Origin of the sequence: Nonomuraea glycinis (assembly GCF_035920485.1) — a bacterium.
Taxonomy (GTDB): Bacteria; Actinomycetota; Actinomycetes; order Streptosporangiales; family Streptosporangiaceae; genus Nonomuraea; species Nonomuraea glycinis.
Map to the genome: position 1 here is coordinate 5,253,708 of NZ_CP109166.1, position 16,190 is coordinate 5,269,897.

Sequence of the window (16,190 nt, forward strand, 5' to 3'; positions counted from 1 at the left end):
ACGATAGCGCTACTGTCGCTTTGCGAGTAGCGGTCCCCCTCCCCGAGGTGCGGCGGACCGGCACGGCCCTCGCCTTCCTGGGAGTGCTGGCCTTCTCCGGCTCCTTCCCAGCCACCGTCTACGCGATGCAGGGCTTCGATCCGTGGCTGGTGGCGATCGGCCGCGCCTTCCTCGCCGGGATCGTGGCCCTGGTCTGTCTCAAAGCGCTCCGCCTTCCCCTGATCCCGCCGAGACGGCACTGGCCCGCGTACGTCGTGATGTCCCTCGGCGTCGTGTTCGGGTTCCCCGTCTTCAGCGGCCTGGCCCTGCACCTGGGCGCCGACACCTCGCACGCCGCCGTGGTCATCGGCCTCCTGCCCGCCGCCACCGCGGCCTGCGCCGTCCTGCGCGCGGGCGAGCGCCCGCGCCCCCTGTTCTGGGCAGCCTGTACGGCAGGCGCCGCCGCCATCACGGCGTTCACCCTCGTCAGCGGCGAGACGGCCGCCACCTGGTCGGACCTGCTCCTGGTGGGCGCCCTCCTGTCGGCCGCCATCGCGTACACCGAGGGCGGCACGCTGTCCAGGACCACGCCCGGCTGGCAGGTCATCTCGTACACCGTCGTCCTGTCCCTCCCCCTCACGGCGCCGATCACCGCGGTCCTGGCCCTCACCACCCCCATGACCCCCACCCCGGCCTCCCTCGCCGGCCTCGCGTACGCGGGCCTGATCTCGATGTTCCTCGGCTTCTTCCCCTGGTACGCGGGCCTCGCCAGGGGCGGCATCGCCAGGGCGGGCCAGACCCAGCTCGTCCAGCCGCTGCTCACGCTGGTGTGGGCCTGGTTCCTGATGGGGGAGAGGTTCGGCGTGGCCACGGTGGTCGCGGCGCTGGCCGTACTCGCGTGTGTCGCCATCACCCAGCGGGCCCGTACGTGATGGGTACTTGAAAGGCATGACGGCGGGACGCAGGATAGGGGTTGGAGGTGTCACACATGGCGGACCTCACGATCCCGGAAGGCGGCTTCTGGCCTGCTCCGGAGATCCCGCAGCCCAACATCTATCCGATGGAGTGGCGGGTCGAGACCCAGAAACTCGCGGCCATCTACGAGAAGTCGAAACGCACCCTGTGGAATCCGGCCGACCTTCCGTGGGACGAGCTGAATCCCGAGGACTTCACTCGTGAGCAGCGGCTGGGCATCATGTACTGGTTCTCCGTGCTGGCCAATTTCGACGCCTCCGGCCCGGCCGTCTTCGCCCGCGCCACCATCCAGGCCTTCGAGAAACACGAGGAGGACCCGGTCAGGAAGTGCTTCTTCTCGATCACCCGTGACGAGATGAACCACGAAGAATGCTGCCAGCGGAGCATCGCCAAGATCTGGCCCGGCGGCCCCCTCGACTGGACCCCCACCGACGACCTGGAAAAGGCCGCGCACAACAACATCGGCTGGCTCTACCACAACGGCGGCCGCTACTGGACCGGCTACAACACGGCCGTGGGCAAATACTCGCTGCCCATCCTGTTCACCAGTTTCATGATGGGGGAGATGGCGGCCTCCACCCTCTTCAGGGGGATGGCCTCCGGCGCGCGGCATCCCGTCTTCGAGGAGATGTTCCAGCGCATCGGCCGCGACGAGTCCCGCCACCTCCAGATCTGCATGACGATCCTGGAGAACGAATGGCCCGGCCTCACCGACGAGACCCGCGTCCTGATCACCCGCCAGCTCCGCGCCGGTTTCGTCTTCCTGTCCATGATCCTCTGGGAGCCGCCCGAAGGCTTCTGGGAGCTGCCGCCCTACTTCCTGCCCAACCACCGCGTCCTGATGGACCACGCCCGCGACGCCGGCCTCGGCGTGCTCTCCTACGACGAGCAGGCCGAGAACTGGCGGGTCGCCATGGCCCGCGTCCGTGCCATCGTCGAACGCTGGGGCATCGCCTTCCCCGCCATCCCCGAGCTGGACCTGGACGGCGTCCCGGTCGAGTTCATCGATCCCGAGGAGATCATCCCGGTATTCTGACGGCCATGTGGGGACGGACGAACGGCCTGCGCGTTCTCGAGCTGGGCGCCCCTGGCGACATGCGCACCTGGCTGACCGACCTGGTGCTGACCGGCCGGAAAAAGGCCACGGCCGGTCTCCTGGAGCTCGACTACCACGCCGAGAACGAGGAGCTCGAACACGTGGGGGAGCACCTGGCCCTCATCGACGACTCCGGCACCCACGCGGCCACGGTCGAGGTGGTCGACGTCGTGCTGCTGCCCTTCGCGGAGGTGACCTGGGTCTTCGCCGAGTCGGAGGGCGAGGGCTACGACACGATCGACGACTGGCGCGAGGCGCACAGCCGCTACTGGCGGGACAAGGGGATCGCCGTGGACGACGCCACGACGGTGGTGTGCCTGTCGTTCCGCCTGGTGAGCCGGTGAACTGGGGCGGCCATCGTGCTCCCCCGATGATCGGCGCAGTGCGAGGAAACAGGCGATGGCCGCTCACCACAAGTCTGCGACGTGGTGCAGCAACCGCGCAGGCATTCGCTGGATAACTCGTCGTCGGCTTTTCAGCCGGTGGGCCATTGTTCCTCAGGGGAGACGTAACTGCCGCGTTGCGGCACCGTATAAATCCATCCTTGCTCCCGCATGAGCGCCATGGCTCGCCGGATGGTCTCGCGTGCCACGTCATACTGCTGGACCAGTGTTGTTTCGCTAGGGATCGGACGCCTTGGCTGGAATTCACCGGCGCTGATTTGCTTCGCGATCTCTTCGGCAATGTGCTGATATAGCGGCTTTTTCCGAGGGAGGCGCGGAGCTTCGGCATGGATGCCGACGAAGGTGCCCTCCCCGTGCACGGTATGGACGAGCCCTTCGTCGCGAAGCACTCGGATCGCTCTGCGCGCCGTGGTGCGTGCTACGCCGAACTCTCGCTGGATGTCCGCCTCGCTGGCCACGGGCTCGCCAGGAGAGCCGCCCTGGACGAGGCGCGACCGGATGACCTCGCTGATCTGCACATAGAGGTGAGTGTCACCATCAGGATCGAGCATTGCTCAAGGGTATATCGGGGAAAGGGAAATGATTACTGGCCCTTGTTCTCCGGCCACTTGTCCTTGGTTGTCACGTATGTTCCCCGATAGGGGACGGTGAAGACCCAGCCTTGCTTTCTGAGATAGTCCACGGCTTGACGCGCGGTCACCTTGGCGACGCCGTACTGTCGCATCATGGCCTTTTCGCCAGGAATGGCTCTATTTGGTGGGAAATCGCCTTGTCGTATCCGCCCGGCGATTTCTTCGGCGATTTGTTGGTAGCGCGGAAATCTGCTGAGTGTGTGTGGCGCGCCGGGCTGTCCGACAAAGGTTCCTTCGCCCTGAATCGTATAAGCCATGCCCTGCTCTCGCAGTTCCCGTGCCACCCGGCGAGCGGTTGTTCTGGCGATTTCGTAATCCTTTTCCAGTTTGGCCTCACTGGGTACGGGATCACCCGCCTTGAGCTCGCCGCGTTCGATCTGCTCGCGGATGAGGTCGGCGACCTGCTTGTAGATGGGCACTGGCCCCTCGCGGTCAAGCACAACAGGATTATAGACGAAAGCAGACATGCGCGTACAAAGCGGACGGTCATAGGTCTATGGATACAGGCATAGACCTCTGAATACGTATGGTCTATAGTGAGTCCATGTTCTGGGAATCGGGGGACTATCACGGGCACCACGTGAGGGCGCCGATCGGCGTGTCGATGCTGATCGATTGGCTGCCGGAGCAGCCCCGGATGGTCCGGGTGCGGGTGCGCGACTACACCTGCGATTGCCAGCCGACCTCCTACGAGTTGTGTCAGGCAGGCGGTGTGCGCTTCATCCGCCGGATCAGCAAGGAGCGTGGTGGGTTGCTCATTGCGGTGAGTCCGGACGCGGTCGCTCTGGCGATCAACGAACTGTGGGCCAAGCTGTTGAAGGGAGCGGCACGATGATCGCGCGACGCCGGCCGTCCGCGCTGGCGCGAGCCCTCCTCTTCCTGAGGGGATGGCCCCACTCAGCCTGCCGGAGACGATCCGGGAGGTGCGTGACCCGTTGAAGGCTCCCGGCAGGCGTCATCCCACGCACCACGCCTGCCGGGTCAACTCCCCCCGCGAGCTCCTGCCGCCTGCTCGCGGGGGGTCACCGGGGCACTCCGGCGGGCTTCCTGGTCGCTCAGGCCCGCCGGAGTCCTCCTTTCCGGCCGCCGGCCAGTCGGAGCGGTTGACCTCAGGCGTGGTTGAGGTCTTAGCGTCGGGGCTCTCTGAAAGGAGGACCTGGCATGACATTCCTCGTGACCGGAGCGACCGGGAAGGCCGGCCGCCACGTCGTCGACCACCTGCTCCAGGCCGGGCAGCAGGTCCGCGCACTGACCCGCGACCCGGCGAAGGCCGACCTGCCGCCGCAGGTGGAGGTGGTGGCCGGAGACCTCACGGTTCCGGAGACCCTCGTGCCCGCCTTCGACGGCGTGACCGGCGTACACCTGCTGACTGTGGGGGGAGACGACTACGCCACGCTGCGAACCGGCCCCGACATCGTCGCCCTGGCCCTGAAATCCGGCGTCCGCCGCGCCACCGTCCTGTGGAACGGGCAACTGGGCCCGGTGGAGGAGGCCGTAGAGACGAGCGAACTCGCATGGACCCGGCTCCAGCCCGTCGACTTCATGGGCAACACGCTCGGCTGGGCCGAGTCCATCCGCACCGAAGATTCGGTACGGGAACCGTTCGGTGATGTTCCGGCCGCGATGGTGCACGAGGCCGACGTCGGAGCGGTGGCGGCAACTGCGCTCGTCGAGCCGGGGCACGCGGGCAAGATCTATACGCTGACCGGGCCCGAGGCGCTGACCCCGCGTCGGCGGCTCGACATCATCGCCGCCGTGATCGATCGTGCGTTGCGGTTCGACGAGCTCACCGAGGAGCAGGCGCGGGCGCGATGGAAGCAGGCGGGTCACGCGGACGAGCTGATCGACCTGCTCGCCGCGTGGCAGAGCGATCCGCCTCCAGAGGCGTACACCGTGGTCCCGACTGTTGAGAACCTCACCGGCCGTCCTGCTCGTAGCTTCAGCGAGTGGGTCCACGGCCACGCCGCGCACTTCAGCTGAGTACGCTCGCCGCTCGCTCCTCGTCGGAGGCCGGTCACGTCCGTGAACGTGACCGGCTCCCGTGGACGCGAACCCGAGGAGCCTGGCGGGAGGTGTCCTCGGTGGTCGACTTGCCTGGATCACCGATGGTGTCGCTGTCCACGATCTCCGGTGAACCTGCCGTCGGATCGTTGTCCTCTTCATGATCGAAATCCGAGGATCGCCCAGCGGCGGGCTACGTGGTCCCGCCCCCTCCGGGAGGCGCGGGACCACGTATCACGAGCAATTGGCCGGTCATGAAATGGCCTGCCCGCAGGAACGAGGATGGCATGGCTTTCCATGGTGCCGCTGCCCTTCTGCGCTTTCATAGAGAACGCGCGTTTTCGGTGGTGGAGAGTGAAAGGCCCTACAGTTTTCTGCTTCATCTGCTTCATCTGCTTCATTACGCTGCATCCGATGAACGCGGCCTGTACGGCTTTGCGGTCTGGGCCGCCGTTGTGGTCAACCTTCGATGCGCCGCCACAGCGAGTCGGTGACGATGAGGTGGTCGAGGAACCGCAGGCCGACCGTCTCCGCGGCTTCCATGAGGCGGCTCGTGGCCATCAGGTCGGCGTCGCTGGGATGCAGTGAGCCGCTCGGGTGGTTGTGAGCGATGCCGAATGCGGCGCCCCCCGCTGTCAGCACCGTGGTGATGATCTCCCGGACCGGAACCGTCGTGTGATCCGCCCCGCCTTCCGTGAGCACCGTGCGCCGCAGCACCGCGCCGCGAACATCGCACACGACCACGACCAGCCGCTCGTGCGAGTGCCCGCGCAACAGCGGCGCGGTGACCAGGGCCAGGTCCGCCGTGCTGGTGACCCGCGCCGGCTCGGGCTCCGCCTCCGCGCGCCGGACAAGATGGAAGGCCGCAGCCACCCGCGCCGCCTTGGCGGGGCCCACTCCCGGCACGGCGAGCAGTCGGTGTGGCTCGGACCGGGCCAGCCCGTCGAGGTCGCCGCAGTGTGCGATGACCTGGGCCGCCAGATCCATCGCGCTGTGCCCACGAAACCCTGAGCCGAGCAGCACGGCCAGCAGCTCTCGATCCGCCAGTGCCGCGGCCCCGCTCTCCATCAACCGCTCTCGCGGCCGCTCCCGCCTCGGCAGGTCTTTCACTCGCATCCCCGCACCTCCAAAAAAGGTTCTATCAACGACCACCGACAACCTCTGGCCTGCGCATTCGCGCGATTCCGCGATGACCGATACGTGGGGTAGCGCGGCTCTTAATTTCGTTCATCGGGGCTTGGGCCGTATGGCCGCTGACAGAGTTTTTCCACGGATTATCGCGACATATCGGCCTATTGAGGTGCTGTCGCGGGCTTTGCGGCGACGCTACCTGGTGTGGTTCGTGGTGGATTTCTCTGTTCGGGGCGATCGCGTCGACCTGGTCGGCTTTCGCGCAGGAGGTGACTGCCGGAGTGCGTTCCTGCTTGAGGCGCGGTGTGGTCAATTGCTCCGTCGGTGAGCGGGGCATGACGATCGTGCTCGCCGGTGGGTGCTCACACGGCGCGAAGATCGCTCATCCGTCATGCTCGGTGGCGCGCCCCGGCCCCAACGTGTCTCATGTACGTGGACCAGTCCCAAGGGCACGCCCCGTGGCGCCGGGATCCTGCTTCACGGTGTTCCGTGGGCGAGGTTCGGCTCTGGATGGAGCGCTGCATGGCGATGCGATCCGGCCTTGGTGGCATGTTCCGCGGTGCCGTGATCTGGCGCCGCGGACCTTCTTGTCCAGCCGCATGTGGTCGCGCACTCGCCGCGTTGCGTGAACAAGGTACGGCTTCGCCGACGTATTCATATACGAAGTCGGATTCATATACGTAGTCGGACGTGAGCTCCGGCGGACGAAGCGGTCGCGGCGCGGAGCTCACGGTGGCGGGTGGTCAGACCGGCATGCTGTAGACCATACGGAACCGGTCGCCCGGGATGATGATGTCGCTGGTCTCCACGGGTCGGTCGCCGGCCCAGTGCGTGCGCTCGACATGCAGGACGTGTACGCCTGCCGGAAGGTTGAGGACGTCACTTTCGCTCGGGTCGGGGACGCGGCTTTGGACGCTCTCGACAACCTCGGTGATCTTTACGCCATGCGCGTACATCCTGGTGACCAGGCTGCGCCGCTCCTCCACGTTGTGGGCGGCGAACCCCAGCGGCTCGTAGGCGGTGGCCAGCTGCAGCGGCCGGCCGTCGCCGCGGAAGACATAGTGCGTCTTGGTCAGGGTCGCCGACTGATCGACTCGGAGTCGTCTTGCGAGGTCAGGGCCGGCCTCGGTGGGCTCGCTGTGCCAATCCCAGGTCACCCGCCTGCCCTGGGACTGCAGATCGGCGGCGAACGGGGTGGAATGATCAAGAAAGCGCCAGCGGTGCAAGGGCGCAAGATCGGGACGTTCCCTCACGTAATGGCCCGAGCCCACTCGGCCGATGATGAGCCCTTCACCCGCGAGGACGCGCAGAGCGTGGCGGGCGGCGGTCTCGCCGACTTGGTACTTACGGGTCAGCTGCGCCCGCGAGGGAATGGGCGAGCCGGGAGGAAGGGTGCCGTCGTTGATCTGTCGCCGAATGTCTTCGACGACACGCAGGTAGACCGGATCTGAGGTGGCCACTAGTCCATCCCTGGGGGTTCGTGTGAGGCGTTGCCCCATGTTGCCGTATTCGGCAGGTAACCGACCGTCATCGAGGACTGCTGGAGCCCCAACTTTGCAGTAGCGGAAAATTATCGGAGAAACTCTGTAACGCCGGTGTAAGGGCTGGCGATTCTCCGGTAGAGGTCGTCGATGTGTGTACCCCCGAGCACATATCGGCGACCTCTTCCCATGCCCCTCCCCAGTGCCCCCGCACCCCGCTGTGGGCCGCGCTCTGCTGTGGCCGCACCCCGCTGTGAGCCGCGCTCCAGCCCCCCACCTGGCCGGTCTGCAAACCAATATCGGCGCACCGCCACGCGCGACCACCGGTGGGGCCGGCTCTGGGCTGATCCGCGAAACGGCCTTGCGCTCCGCCCTGACCCGTCCTGGCTGACCTGCGTACCAGCAGTTCACGTTCCTGCGCGCGGCGCGCGGCGCGCGGCCCGCGACGCCGGAGCCGGCGACGACGCGCAGCGGCCCCGCGCTAACGCTGACCTGTAGTCCTCTGCTACTACCCCTGCGGTGGCGGTATCTGGACAGCCGAGAGCTTCTCGCATGCGAGGCTGCCATCGGTCCTCGCACCTGCTGGTACGAGTTATGGGTGGGCCTAGAAGTGGCTCGCCCGGCGGGGGATTGTCGTAGGCCGTGGAGATCGCTCATGACAGTCGTTTACTGGTGCGCTGGCATCCTCGCGCGGTTGTTCGTGGACGTGACCGTGTACTGAGTAGACGTGATCATGATCGGGTAAATGATCAGGGTGTCGCTCGTAGCGACTTTGCTGGTTCGCGATTTCGAGATGCCCAGCATGCGGGGTCGCTGATGAGAGCCGTCGACCGAAGCCCCCCATGCGGGTGGCTGATGAGATGCGTCGGCTGGAGGCGCTCCATACGCTGTGGCGGACTTCGGCTCCGGAGCAAAGGAGTCGATGGCTGCGGCCGGAGCTAGTGCCATGGAGTGGCGGCGAGCGCCATCTCACCTTGTCGGGTAGCTCAACGCCGATGCCGTGTCCCTCCGAAGCCATGGACTGTGTGAGAGGCCCTCCGCGACATCATCGCCAGCCGCCAGCCGCCAGCCGCCAGCCGCCAGCCGCCAGCCGCCAGCCGCCAGCCGCCAGCCGTGAGCCACTGTTCCGATGGACTGCGCGCTCTTGGCGCGAGCCTGGCGCACCCTCATGGCGAGTCGCCTACTCGGTACGTGGGCGGGGCTTGGTACTTCGAGGTGGACAGCATGGTCACGGGGCGCGTTTGCCTGCCGGGGGTGGGTATAGGCGCAGTGGGTCGGGAGCAGCGGCGGTGGGGGGAGAAAGCGGAGGGCGATCGATAGGCTGCGGACTGTAGTAGAATGTGCTAAGAGATGCCGGAGGACGGTGTGATAAAAAGCGGCGCCAGGCTGGCAAAGCGGGGTGGCGGCGTCCAACGGATTTGGGAATCCAGGTAGCGTTCGCACTATGGCATCGCCAACTGGAACCATCGATGCGCCTTTCGGCCGCATGTTGACCGCCATGGTCACGCCGTTCACTGATGATGGCGCGGTCGACTACAAGGCTGTGCGACGCCTCGCTACCTATCTGGTGGACGAGCAGCGTAACGACGGATTGATCGTCAGCGGTACGACCGGCGAATCCCCCACTACCTCCGACGACGAAAAAGCACGGATTCTCGCTGCTGTCCTGGAGGCGGTCGGCGATCGGGCGACCGTGGTGGCGGGTGCAGGCACCAACGACACCCGTCACAGCGTCGAGCTGGCAGAACGGGCCGCACGCGAGGGGGCCCATGGTCTCCTCGTGGTGACCCCGTACTACAGCAAGCCCCCGCAGGAAGGGCTGTATCGACATTTCAGCGCTGTCGCTGATGCGACGGACCTGCCTGTCATGCTGTATGACATTCCTGGGCGTAGCGGAGTGCCGATCAAGACCGAGACCTTGCTTCGGTTGGCCCAGCACGATCGCATCGTGGCCGTGAAGGACGCCAAGGGAGACTTGTTCGCCGGTAGTCAGATGATGTCGATGACCGACCTCGCTTTCTACTCCGGCGACGATCTGCTCAACCTGGCCTGGCTCTCGCTGGGCGCGGTTGGGTTCGTGAGCGTAGTAGGCCATGTGGTGGGCGCCGATCTCGCCCGCATGATCCAACTGCACCGCGGTGGTGATGTCGACCAGGCCCTGGTCATTCACCGCCAGGTGGCGCCCGTGGTCGACGGGATCATGCTGAGCGCGGGGGGCGCGATCATGGCCAAGGCGGCGCTGAGCATGGTGGGGGTGCCGGTCGGACCGGTGCGCCTGCCGCTCGTGTCCGCGACGGAGAAGCAAATCGCCGAGCTGCGTGCTTGCCTGGTAGCCGGCGGGGTGAAGTTGACAGACGCATAGAAACGGGGAGGAACCGGAAGCTTTGAGAACACGATTTGACATTGGGGGCCGGCCATGAGCCATCCGCATCCTGATCTTGGCCCCCCACCGCCGCTGCCCGACGGAGGGCTGCGCATCGTCGCACTGGGCGGGCTGGGTGAGATCGGCCGGAACATGGCCGTTTTCGAGTACGACGGCCGTCTGCTGATCGTTGACTGCGGGGTGCTGTTCCCCGAGCCTGATCAGCCGGGTGTCGACCTGATCCTGCCCGACTTCGAATACATCAGAGACCGCCTCGACCAGGTCGAGGCGGTAGTTCTGACGCACGCGCACGAGGACCACATCGGGGCTGTGCCGTATCTCCTGCGAGAGCGGCGTGACATCCCGCTGATCGGATCCCGGCTGACGCTTGCCTTGATCGAGGCCAAGCTCACCGAGCACAGGATCCAGCCGACCAAGCTCCAGGTGGTCGAGGGTGAACGTCACACCTTCGGGCCGTTCGACTGTGAGTTTCTGGCGGTCAACCACTCGATTCCGGACGCCTTGGCCGTGGCCATCAGGACGCCCGCCGGCATTGTGCTGCACACCGGCGACTTCCGGATGGACCAGTTGCCGAGTGACGGTCGACTTACTGACCTGGGCGGCTTCGCCAGGCTCGGTACCGAAGGCGTCGACCTGCTCATGTCCGACTCGACCAACGCCGAGGTGCCGGGGTTCGTCACCAGCGAGCGTGAGATCGGTCCGGTCATCGACGAGGTCATCCGTACCTCTGAACAGCGGGTCATCGTCGCGAGCTTCGCTTCGCACGTGCACCGTATCCAGCAGGTCATCGACGCGGCTGCCAAGCATGGCCGCAAGGTCGCGCTCGTCGGCAGGTCGATGGTGCGAAACATGGGGGTCGCTCGCGACCTCGGCTACCTGAAGGTGCCGCAGGGCGTCATCGTCGACTCCCGCGACATCGAGGAGTGGCCGCCAGAGGACGTGATGCTGGTCTGCACCGGCTCTCAAGGTGAGCCGATGGCGGCACTGTCGAGGATGGCCAATCGCGACCATCCCATCCGTATCGCCGCGGGGGACACGGTCCTGCTCGCCTCGTCCCTGGTGCCGGGGAACGAGACCGCGGTCAACAGGGTGATCAACGGGCTTACCCGCTGGGGTGCCCGTGTCGTGCACAAGGGCAACGCCAAGGTGCATGTCTCCGGGCACGCGGCCGCAGGCGAGCTGCTCTACGTGCTGAACCTCACCCGGCCGTCCAACTTCATGCCGGTACACGGCGAGTGGCGTCACCTGAGGGCCCACGCCAAGCTGGCCGCACTCACCGGAGTTCCGGACGATCACATCGTGATCGCCGAGGACGGTGTCGTGGTCGACCTTGTCGACGGCCGTGCCAAGGTCGTCGGTGCGGTCCATGCCGGGTACGTGTACGTGGACGGCTCGTCGGTCGGTGAGATCACAGACGTGTCGCTGAAGGATCGCAGGATCCTCGGTGATGAGGGGTTCATCTCCGTGGTCATCGCCGTGGACTCCACCACGGGCAAGATCACCGCGGGGCCGGAGATCCACGCGCGTGGCTCCGGCATCGATCCGGCACAGTTCGAGCAGTTCATCCCGCAGATCGAGAAGGCTCTGCAGGACAAGGCGGCTGATGGAGTGGTGGATATGCAGGAGATCCGCCGCGTGGTCCGCCGCACCGTCGGACGCTGGGTGAGCGACACTTATCGCCGCCGTCCGATGATCATCCCTGTGGTGGTCGAGGTCTGATTTCGTCGTGGGTACGGCATGCATGTGTGCCTGCCGTACCCGTGAACGGCCTTTCGGTTGTGCGAGAGGCGAACAGGCCTCCCACAAGATCACAGAAGTGAGCCGTACACCGTGTTCGTGGTCGTATCGCTGGTGATCTCATGCGGGAGAGCGCCGATCATCACTGATCCCAGCAGGTCACTCCAGTTGCCCGAGCGTGCGGTGACATCAGCTTCTCCTTGTGTGTTGTAGGCGTAGCCGTCTGCCCTCTGGAGGAGACGGACGTGACGGTGGTGAATGCCCTGCACGGTGCCGTGCCGGGCGGTGATGTTGAAGCTTCCGGTAGTGCGGACTGCGACGCGTCCGGTGTGGACCCCGGCCTTCTTGCCGCCCGGGACGTTCGCCTGGACGAGGTCCCCCGTGGCGAACCCCTTGACCTGCTTGGTCCGGGGCAGTCGCAGCCTCGGCAACCCGTAACGGTCAGGGCGGGTCCGGCAGTAGGTGCCACGACCGGTCGCCTTGACGATCAGGACCGTGGACGGCCAGCCGGTCACTCGCTCCAGCTCGCCGGCGTGCAGCGCGTCCAGCGTGTGGGACTTGGGAGCGCCGGTGCGGGACCGGTTCCACTTGGTCCGGCCGCCCGACGCTGTGTGCACCGGCAGCCCGGTGGAGGCCAGCGCCCGCCACAGCGCCCAGCGAGTCGCGTTGACGGCGGCTGCGTCCCGGAGCGGGGCCTCAGCCTGAGCGAGCACCTTGGCCAGGGTTCTCGGCCGGTCGGCCAGGAAAACCTCCACCGGGATGGCGTTCTTGGTCTGGTTGCAGGGAACGCAGGACAAGGCCAGATTGCTGATCCGGTCGGAGCCGCCCCGGGAGCGCGGGTGGATGTGGTCGATGTTCAGCGGGACGCCGGACGTGCCGCAGTAGGCGCACTTGCGCCCCCTCTTGGCCAAGAGATACTCGCGCACCTCGTAGCCGTGCAGGGTGCCCTGCTGGTATTCCACGCCCTCCAAGGGTTTCCCGGCGGACATGGCGTGGGTGTCGAACGCGACCCGCTCCACGTGGACGGCACGAACCGGGGTCCATCGGGAGAGACGGTCGACCCACGACATGGTCGTGTCGACGCGGTGCCGCAGAGAAGGCGCGAGCCAGCCCTCCGGCTTGGCCCGGTTGGAGAAGCGGGGCGCGCGATAGCGCAGGTTCCGTGACCTACGGCCCCGCCGGTAGGCGGCGCGAGCGGCCAGCTTGTCGCGGATCTTGCCGCCCCGATGGTTGAGCTGGATGCTGAACAGGCCAGTGCGGGCTCCGCCTTCAGCGCGGAAGATTGCGATGCCGGTGTGCTTGGAGCCGGGATCGATACCGGCCTCGACGCCCTGCACGGTGGAGTCGGCGGCCACGCGGTCGCGCAGCCGGATGACGAACGGAGTGTGCCGGACCACCACGGCCCGCCCGGAGGCCAGCAGGCAGCGAGCGCGGGCCGGATGGCACGGATCGAGCGGGCGGCCGTGCTTGTCCAGGACGAACACGACCGGATGAACCTCACGGTTCGCTCCCTCGGATGCCTGAGCATCCTCGGGGTGACGCCGCGCAGGCCGGGTGCCAGTCTGCGCGATCTCCCCTCGCCCATGTCCAGCGCCAGGCACGGCGAATTCGCCGTGTCCGTGAGCCGTTTCGTCCCGACCCGGGTTGTCTGCTCCCACGGATTCCAGAGCGTGCCGCTGAGGAAGCACGGCACGGTGGGTCTTCTGTCTTGCGTTGAACGTAGCCATCGAGGATGCACCTCCTGTTCGTGATGGCTGGGGCTGGTCAATACGGGCTCAAGGCATCTGACGACGCCTCAAGCCTCGGCCTTCAGGCCGAGGTCGTTGACGCATGGGCCTGTGCAATGAGGCGTAGCGCTTGCCGTTGACCAGCGCCGCGCCGGACGATGGCGCGTCGAGGCCGAGGACCAGTCGCATGGTGGTGGACTTGCCCGCGCCATTGGGGCCGAGGAATCCGGTCACGTGGCCCGGCCGCACGGTGAAGGAGAGGTCATCGACCGCGAGCGTGCGGCCGTAGCGTTTCGTCAGGTGTTGGAGATCGATCACGCCGTTAGGTTGCGGCACGGCGGGCCCTCCCCACATCGGACCACGGTCCGAACCTCAATCTCAGACCCCGGGTTGACGTGCGAGCCTCGGTTCACCGGCTACCTTCGTCGCGTGAACGCCTCGCAACCCCTCTTCGCCAGACGGCTGCCACGTGCCCAGCTGATCATGTTGGACATGGCGGCCGGCTTGGGCCTCTCGCTCGTCTTCTTGACGGCGGCTGTCAACGCGGGGGAGCTGCCACCATGGGTCCGGCTCGCCGTCCCTCTGGGCCTAGGGCTGCCGCTGGCCATGCGACGGGTGCTCCCTCTGCCGGTTTTCCTGTTCACGTTGGTGGTCGCCATCGTGGCCGTCTGGCTCGGTGCGGTGAGTTTCGCCTACCTATCGCCGGCGTACGCCCTCTATTTGGTGGCGGTGGCCCAGAGTCGCAGCACTTGGTTGCCCAGTTCCGCCATTGGAGTGGTCACGGCGGTCACAGGGCTTGGCTTGGTGGTGGCCGGAGGCGCGCCCAAGGCGGCCGCTCCGGAGTGGTTGTTGGGCGTCGACAAGATGCTCATCGGTGTCGCGGCGCTGGGCGGTGCCTGGACGGTCGGGCGGGCAGTGCGCGAAAGGAGGATTTATGCGGCCCATGACGCCGAGCGGATGGCGGCCCAGGCCGTGAGCGAGGAGCGGTTGCGCATTGCGCGTGAGCTCCACGATGTCGTGACCCACAATGTGGGGCTGATCGCGGTCAAGGCCGGCGTTGCCAACCATGTCCTGCCCACCCGGCCAGAAGAGGCATATGAGGCGCTGCGCGTGATCGAGACGGCCAGTCGAAGTGCGCTGGTTGAAATGCGTCACCTGCTCGGGGTTCTCCGCTCTGTTGACACGCCGACACTCGATCCGGCGCCGGGAATCAGCGGATTAGGTGCTTTGGTGGAACAGGCCCGGTTGGCTGGGGTGGGAGTCGACCTCGATGTTCGCGTCAGGAGCGGCGACGACGATCGTCAGGACCGCAACGGCGAGACGGGCACCACAGACGGTGATGTGAGGGAGTGTGGCGGGACCGGTCGTGGTGACGTGAGGGAGTCTGGCCGGAATGGTCGTGGTGATGTGCAGGAGTCTGGCGTGACCGGCCCCGGTGATGTGCGGGAGTTCGGTGGGACCGGCCCTAGTGATGTGCTGGAGGCGAGCCAAACGGGCCGTCGTAACCTGCGGAAGTCAGCGCAGGGGAGGTCCCCTTCAGAACCGAGTCCGGTTGATGATGTTGAGGTGGGCCTTAGGGCTGAGGGCAGCGCGGGCGGTGTCCGGCCCCGGACGGAGCGTGGGGGAGCAGGTGGAGCGAGAAGGCTGCCTGAAGGTGTGGAGCTGTCCGTCTACCGGATTGTGCAAGAGGCGCTGACAAATGTCGTGAAGCATGCGGCACCAGCTCGTTGCTGGGTGTCGGTGGTCGACGATGGACGGTCTGTTCGGATTGAGATCAGAGACGACGGGCCGGGGCACCGGACTGTGCCAGGCGAAGGGCTGGGGCATGGGCTGATCGGGATGCGAGAGCGGGTCATGATGTACGGCGGAGTCTTCGAAGCAGGAGGGCTTCCCCAGCGCGGGTTTCGGGTGTCGGCCGAGCTGCCCTATGGGAGGGCTTCGTGATCCGGGTGCTCGTCGCCGATGACCAGGCGTTGCTCAGAGGTAGCTTCAAGGTGCTGGTGGACTCAGAGCCTGATCTGGAGGTCGTCGGTGAGGCCGCTACGGGGGCGGAGGCTGTGGCGGTCACGCGGGAAACCCGTCCCGATGTCGTGCTGATGGACGTGCGCATGCCGGAGATGGACGGTATAGAGGCGACGAGGCGCATCGGGCACACCACACGGGTTCTGATCGTGACGATGTTCGATCTTGATGCGTATGTCTACGACGCGTTGCGCGCGGGGGCCAGTGGATTCCTGCTCAAGGACACTCCGCCAGCTGATTTGATCGCCGCCATTCGGGTGGTGGCGGCTGGGGATGCGTTGCTGGCCCCGGCTGTGACGCGTCGGCTGATCGAGGAGTTCGCGCGCACGCCGGCCTCACCTCGTGTTCAGGGGTTGGACGGCGTGACGGAGCGGGAGCGGGAGGTTCTCACGTTGATAGCCAGAGGTCTGTCCAACGCCGAGATCGTTCAGCACCTTCAGGTGACTCTGGCCACAGTGAAGACGCACATCAGTCATCTGCTCAACAAGCTCGACGCTCGCGATCGGGCGCAGCTTGTCATCGCGGCCTACGAGAGCGGGTTGGTTTCTGCGGCATGTTGACGACAGGGCAAGGACCATCCACCCACACAAGCAAGGCCACCCGCACAAGGAAGGCCGCCCGG

General features: G+C 66.3%; 14 protein-coding genes and 1 pseudogene. 9 read left to right on the top strand and 6 right to left on the bottom strand.

The window, feature by feature from the left end:
* The first annotated feature begins 20 nt into the window (after positions 1-20).
* Genes OHA68_RS24790 through OHA68_RS24800 form a run of 3 tightly spaced genes read left to right on the top strand, consistent with a single transcriptional unit; the run spans position 21 to position 2,394 of the window.
* The gene (locus OHA68_RS24790; protein ID WP_327102377.1) at positions 21-911 is read left to right on the top strand and encodes a DMT family transporter; all 891 of its coding nucleotides are present in this window, start codon (positions 21-23) and stop codon (positions 909-911) included.
* Positions 912-967: 56 nt separating this feature from the next.
* Positions 968-1,990, top strand: a complete 1,023-nt coding sequence (locus tag OHA68_RS24795) for a hypothetical protein (protein WP_327102378.1) — start codon at positions 968-970, stop codon at positions 1,988-1,990.
* A 5-nt stretch (positions 1,991-1,995) separates the two neighbouring features.
* On the top strand, positions 1,996-2,394 hold the full coding sequence (locus OHA68_RS24800; protein WP_327102379.1) for an ASCH domain-containing protein: 399 nt from the start codon (positions 1,996-1,998) through the stop codon (positions 2,392-2,394).
* Positions 2,395-2,525: 131 nt separating this feature from the next.
* Here OHA68_RS24800 and OHA68_RS24805 read toward each other — a convergent pair whose 3' ends face one another.
* Together OHA68_RS24805 and OHA68_RS24810 are read right to left on the bottom strand one after the other, a co-directional pair.
* On the bottom strand, positions 2,526-3,005 hold the full coding sequence (locus OHA68_RS24805; RefSeq protein WP_327102380.1) for a GntR family transcriptional regulator: 480 nt from the start codon (positions 3,003-3,005) through the stop codon (positions 2,526-2,528).
* Positions 3,006-3,037: 32 nt separating this feature from the next.
* Entirely contained in the window at positions 3,038-3,526 is a 489-nt protein-coding gene (locus tag OHA68_RS24810; protein WP_327102381.1) for a GntR family transcriptional regulator, read from the bottom strand.
* Positions 3,527-3,630: 104 nt separating this feature from the next.
* On the opposite strand from OHA68_RS24810, the gene OHA68_RS24815 reads away from it, so the two are divergent.
* Together OHA68_RS24815 and OHA68_RS24820 are read left to right on the top strand one after the other, a co-directional pair.
* A complete protein-coding gene (locus OHA68_RS24815; RefSeq protein WP_327102382.1) occupies positions 3,631-3,921 on the top strand; it encodes a hypothetical protein in 291 nt (96 codons plus the stop codon).
* 326 nt (positions 3,922-4,247) lie between these two features.
* The gene (locus OHA68_RS24820) at positions 4,248-5,066 is read left to right on the top strand and encodes an NmrA family NAD(P)-binding protein (protein WP_327102383.1); all 819 of its coding nucleotides are present in this window, start codon (positions 4,248-4,250) and stop codon (positions 5,064-5,066) included.
* A 480-nt stretch (positions 5,067-5,546) separates the two neighbouring features.
* Here OHA68_RS24820 and OHA68_RS24825 read toward each other — a convergent pair whose 3' ends face one another.
* On the bottom strand, positions 5,547-6,203 hold the full coding sequence (locus OHA68_RS24825; RefSeq protein ID WP_189141616.1) for a JAB domain-containing protein: 657 nt from the start codon (positions 6,201-6,203) through the stop codon (positions 5,547-5,549).
* A gap of 758 nt (positions 6,204-6,961) precedes the next feature.
* Entirely contained in the window at positions 6,962-7,678 is a 717-nt protein-coding gene (locus tag OHA68_RS24830; RefSeq protein WP_327102384.1) for a GntR family transcriptional regulator, read from the bottom strand.
* Positions 7,679-9,143: 1,465 nt separating this feature from the next.
* On the opposite strand from OHA68_RS24830, the gene dapA reads away from it, so the two are divergent.
* Positions 9,144-10,061 carry a 4-hydroxy-tetrahydrodipicolinate synthase gene (dapA, locus tag OHA68_RS24835; protein WP_189141618.1) on the top strand — a complete coding sequence of 306 codons (918 nt, stop codon included), beginning with the start codon at positions 9,144-9,146 and terminating at the stop codon, positions 10,059-10,061.
* A 54-nt stretch (positions 10,062-10,115) separates the two neighbouring features.
* Complete coding sequence (locus OHA68_RS24840; RefSeq protein WP_327102385.1) at positions 10,116-11,801, top strand: ribonuclease J; 1,686 nt, start codon at positions 10,116-10,118, stop codon at positions 11,799-11,801.
* A gap of 89 nt (positions 11,802-11,890) precedes the next feature.
* Here OHA68_RS24840 and iscB read toward each other — a convergent pair whose 3' ends face one another.
* On the bottom strand, positions 11,891-13,303 hold the full coding sequence (gene iscB, locus OHA68_RS24845) for an RNA-guided endonuclease IscB (RefSeq protein ID WP_327102386.1): 1,413 nt from the start codon (positions 13,301-13,303) through the stop codon (positions 11,891-11,893).
* Positions 13,304-13,642: 339 nt separating this feature from the next.
* Positions 13,643-13,900, bottom strand: a pseudogene (locus OHA68_RS24850) (ATP-binding cassette domain-containing protein); the annotation flags it as partial.
* Positions 13,901-13,975: 75 nt separating this feature from the next.
* Here OHA68_RS24850 and OHA68_RS24855 point away from each other — a divergent pair.
* Positions 13,976-15,490 carry a sensor histidine kinase gene (locus OHA68_RS24855; RefSeq protein ID WP_327102387.1) on the top strand — a complete coding sequence of 505 codons (1,515 nt, stop codon included), beginning with the start codon at positions 13,976-13,978 and terminating at the stop codon, positions 15,488-15,490.
* Positions 15,487-16,128, top strand: a complete 642-nt coding sequence (locus OHA68_RS24860) for a response regulator transcription factor (protein ID WP_327102388.1) — start codon at positions 15,487-15,489, stop codon at positions 16,126-16,128. Before OHA68_RS24855 ends, OHA68_RS24860 begins: the two co-directional genes overlap by 4 nt.
* Positions 16,129-16,190: the final 62 nt, after the last annotated feature.

Excerpts from the sequence above, each read along its gene's own strand:
- OHA68_RS24820 (WP_327102383.1), top strand. The coding sequence starts at position 4,248 with ATGACATTCCTCGTGACCGGAGCGACCGGGAAGGCCGGCCGCCACGTC.
- OHA68_RS24795 (WP_327102378.1), top strand. The coding sequence starts at position 968 with ATGGCGGACCTCACGATCCCGGAAGGCGGCTTCTGGCCTGCTCCGGAG.
- OHA68_RS24800 (WP_327102379.1), top strand. The coding sequence starts at position 1,996 with ATGTGGGGACGGACGAACGGCCTGCGCGTTCTCGAGCTGGGCGCCCCT.
- dapA (WP_189141618.1), top strand. The coding sequence starts at position 9,144 with ATGGCATCGCCAACTGGAACCATCGATGCGCCTTTCGGCCGCATGTTG.
- OHA68_RS24805 (WP_327102380.1), bottom strand. The coding sequence starts at position 3,005 with ATGCTCGATCCTGATGGTGACACTCACCTCTATGTGCAGATCAGCGAG.
- OHA68_RS24840 (WP_327102385.1), top strand. The coding sequence starts at position 10,116 with ATGAGCCATCCGCATCCTGATCTTGGCCCCCCACCGCCGCTGCCCGAC.
- OHA68_RS24815 (WP_327102382.1), top strand. The coding sequence starts at position 3,631 with ATGTTCTGGGAATCGGGGGACTATCACGGGCACCACGTGAGGGCGCCG.
- OHA68_RS24825 (WP_189141616.1), bottom strand. The coding sequence starts at position 6,203 with ATGCGAGTGAAAGACCTGCCGAGGCGGGAGCGGCCGCGAGAGCGGTTG.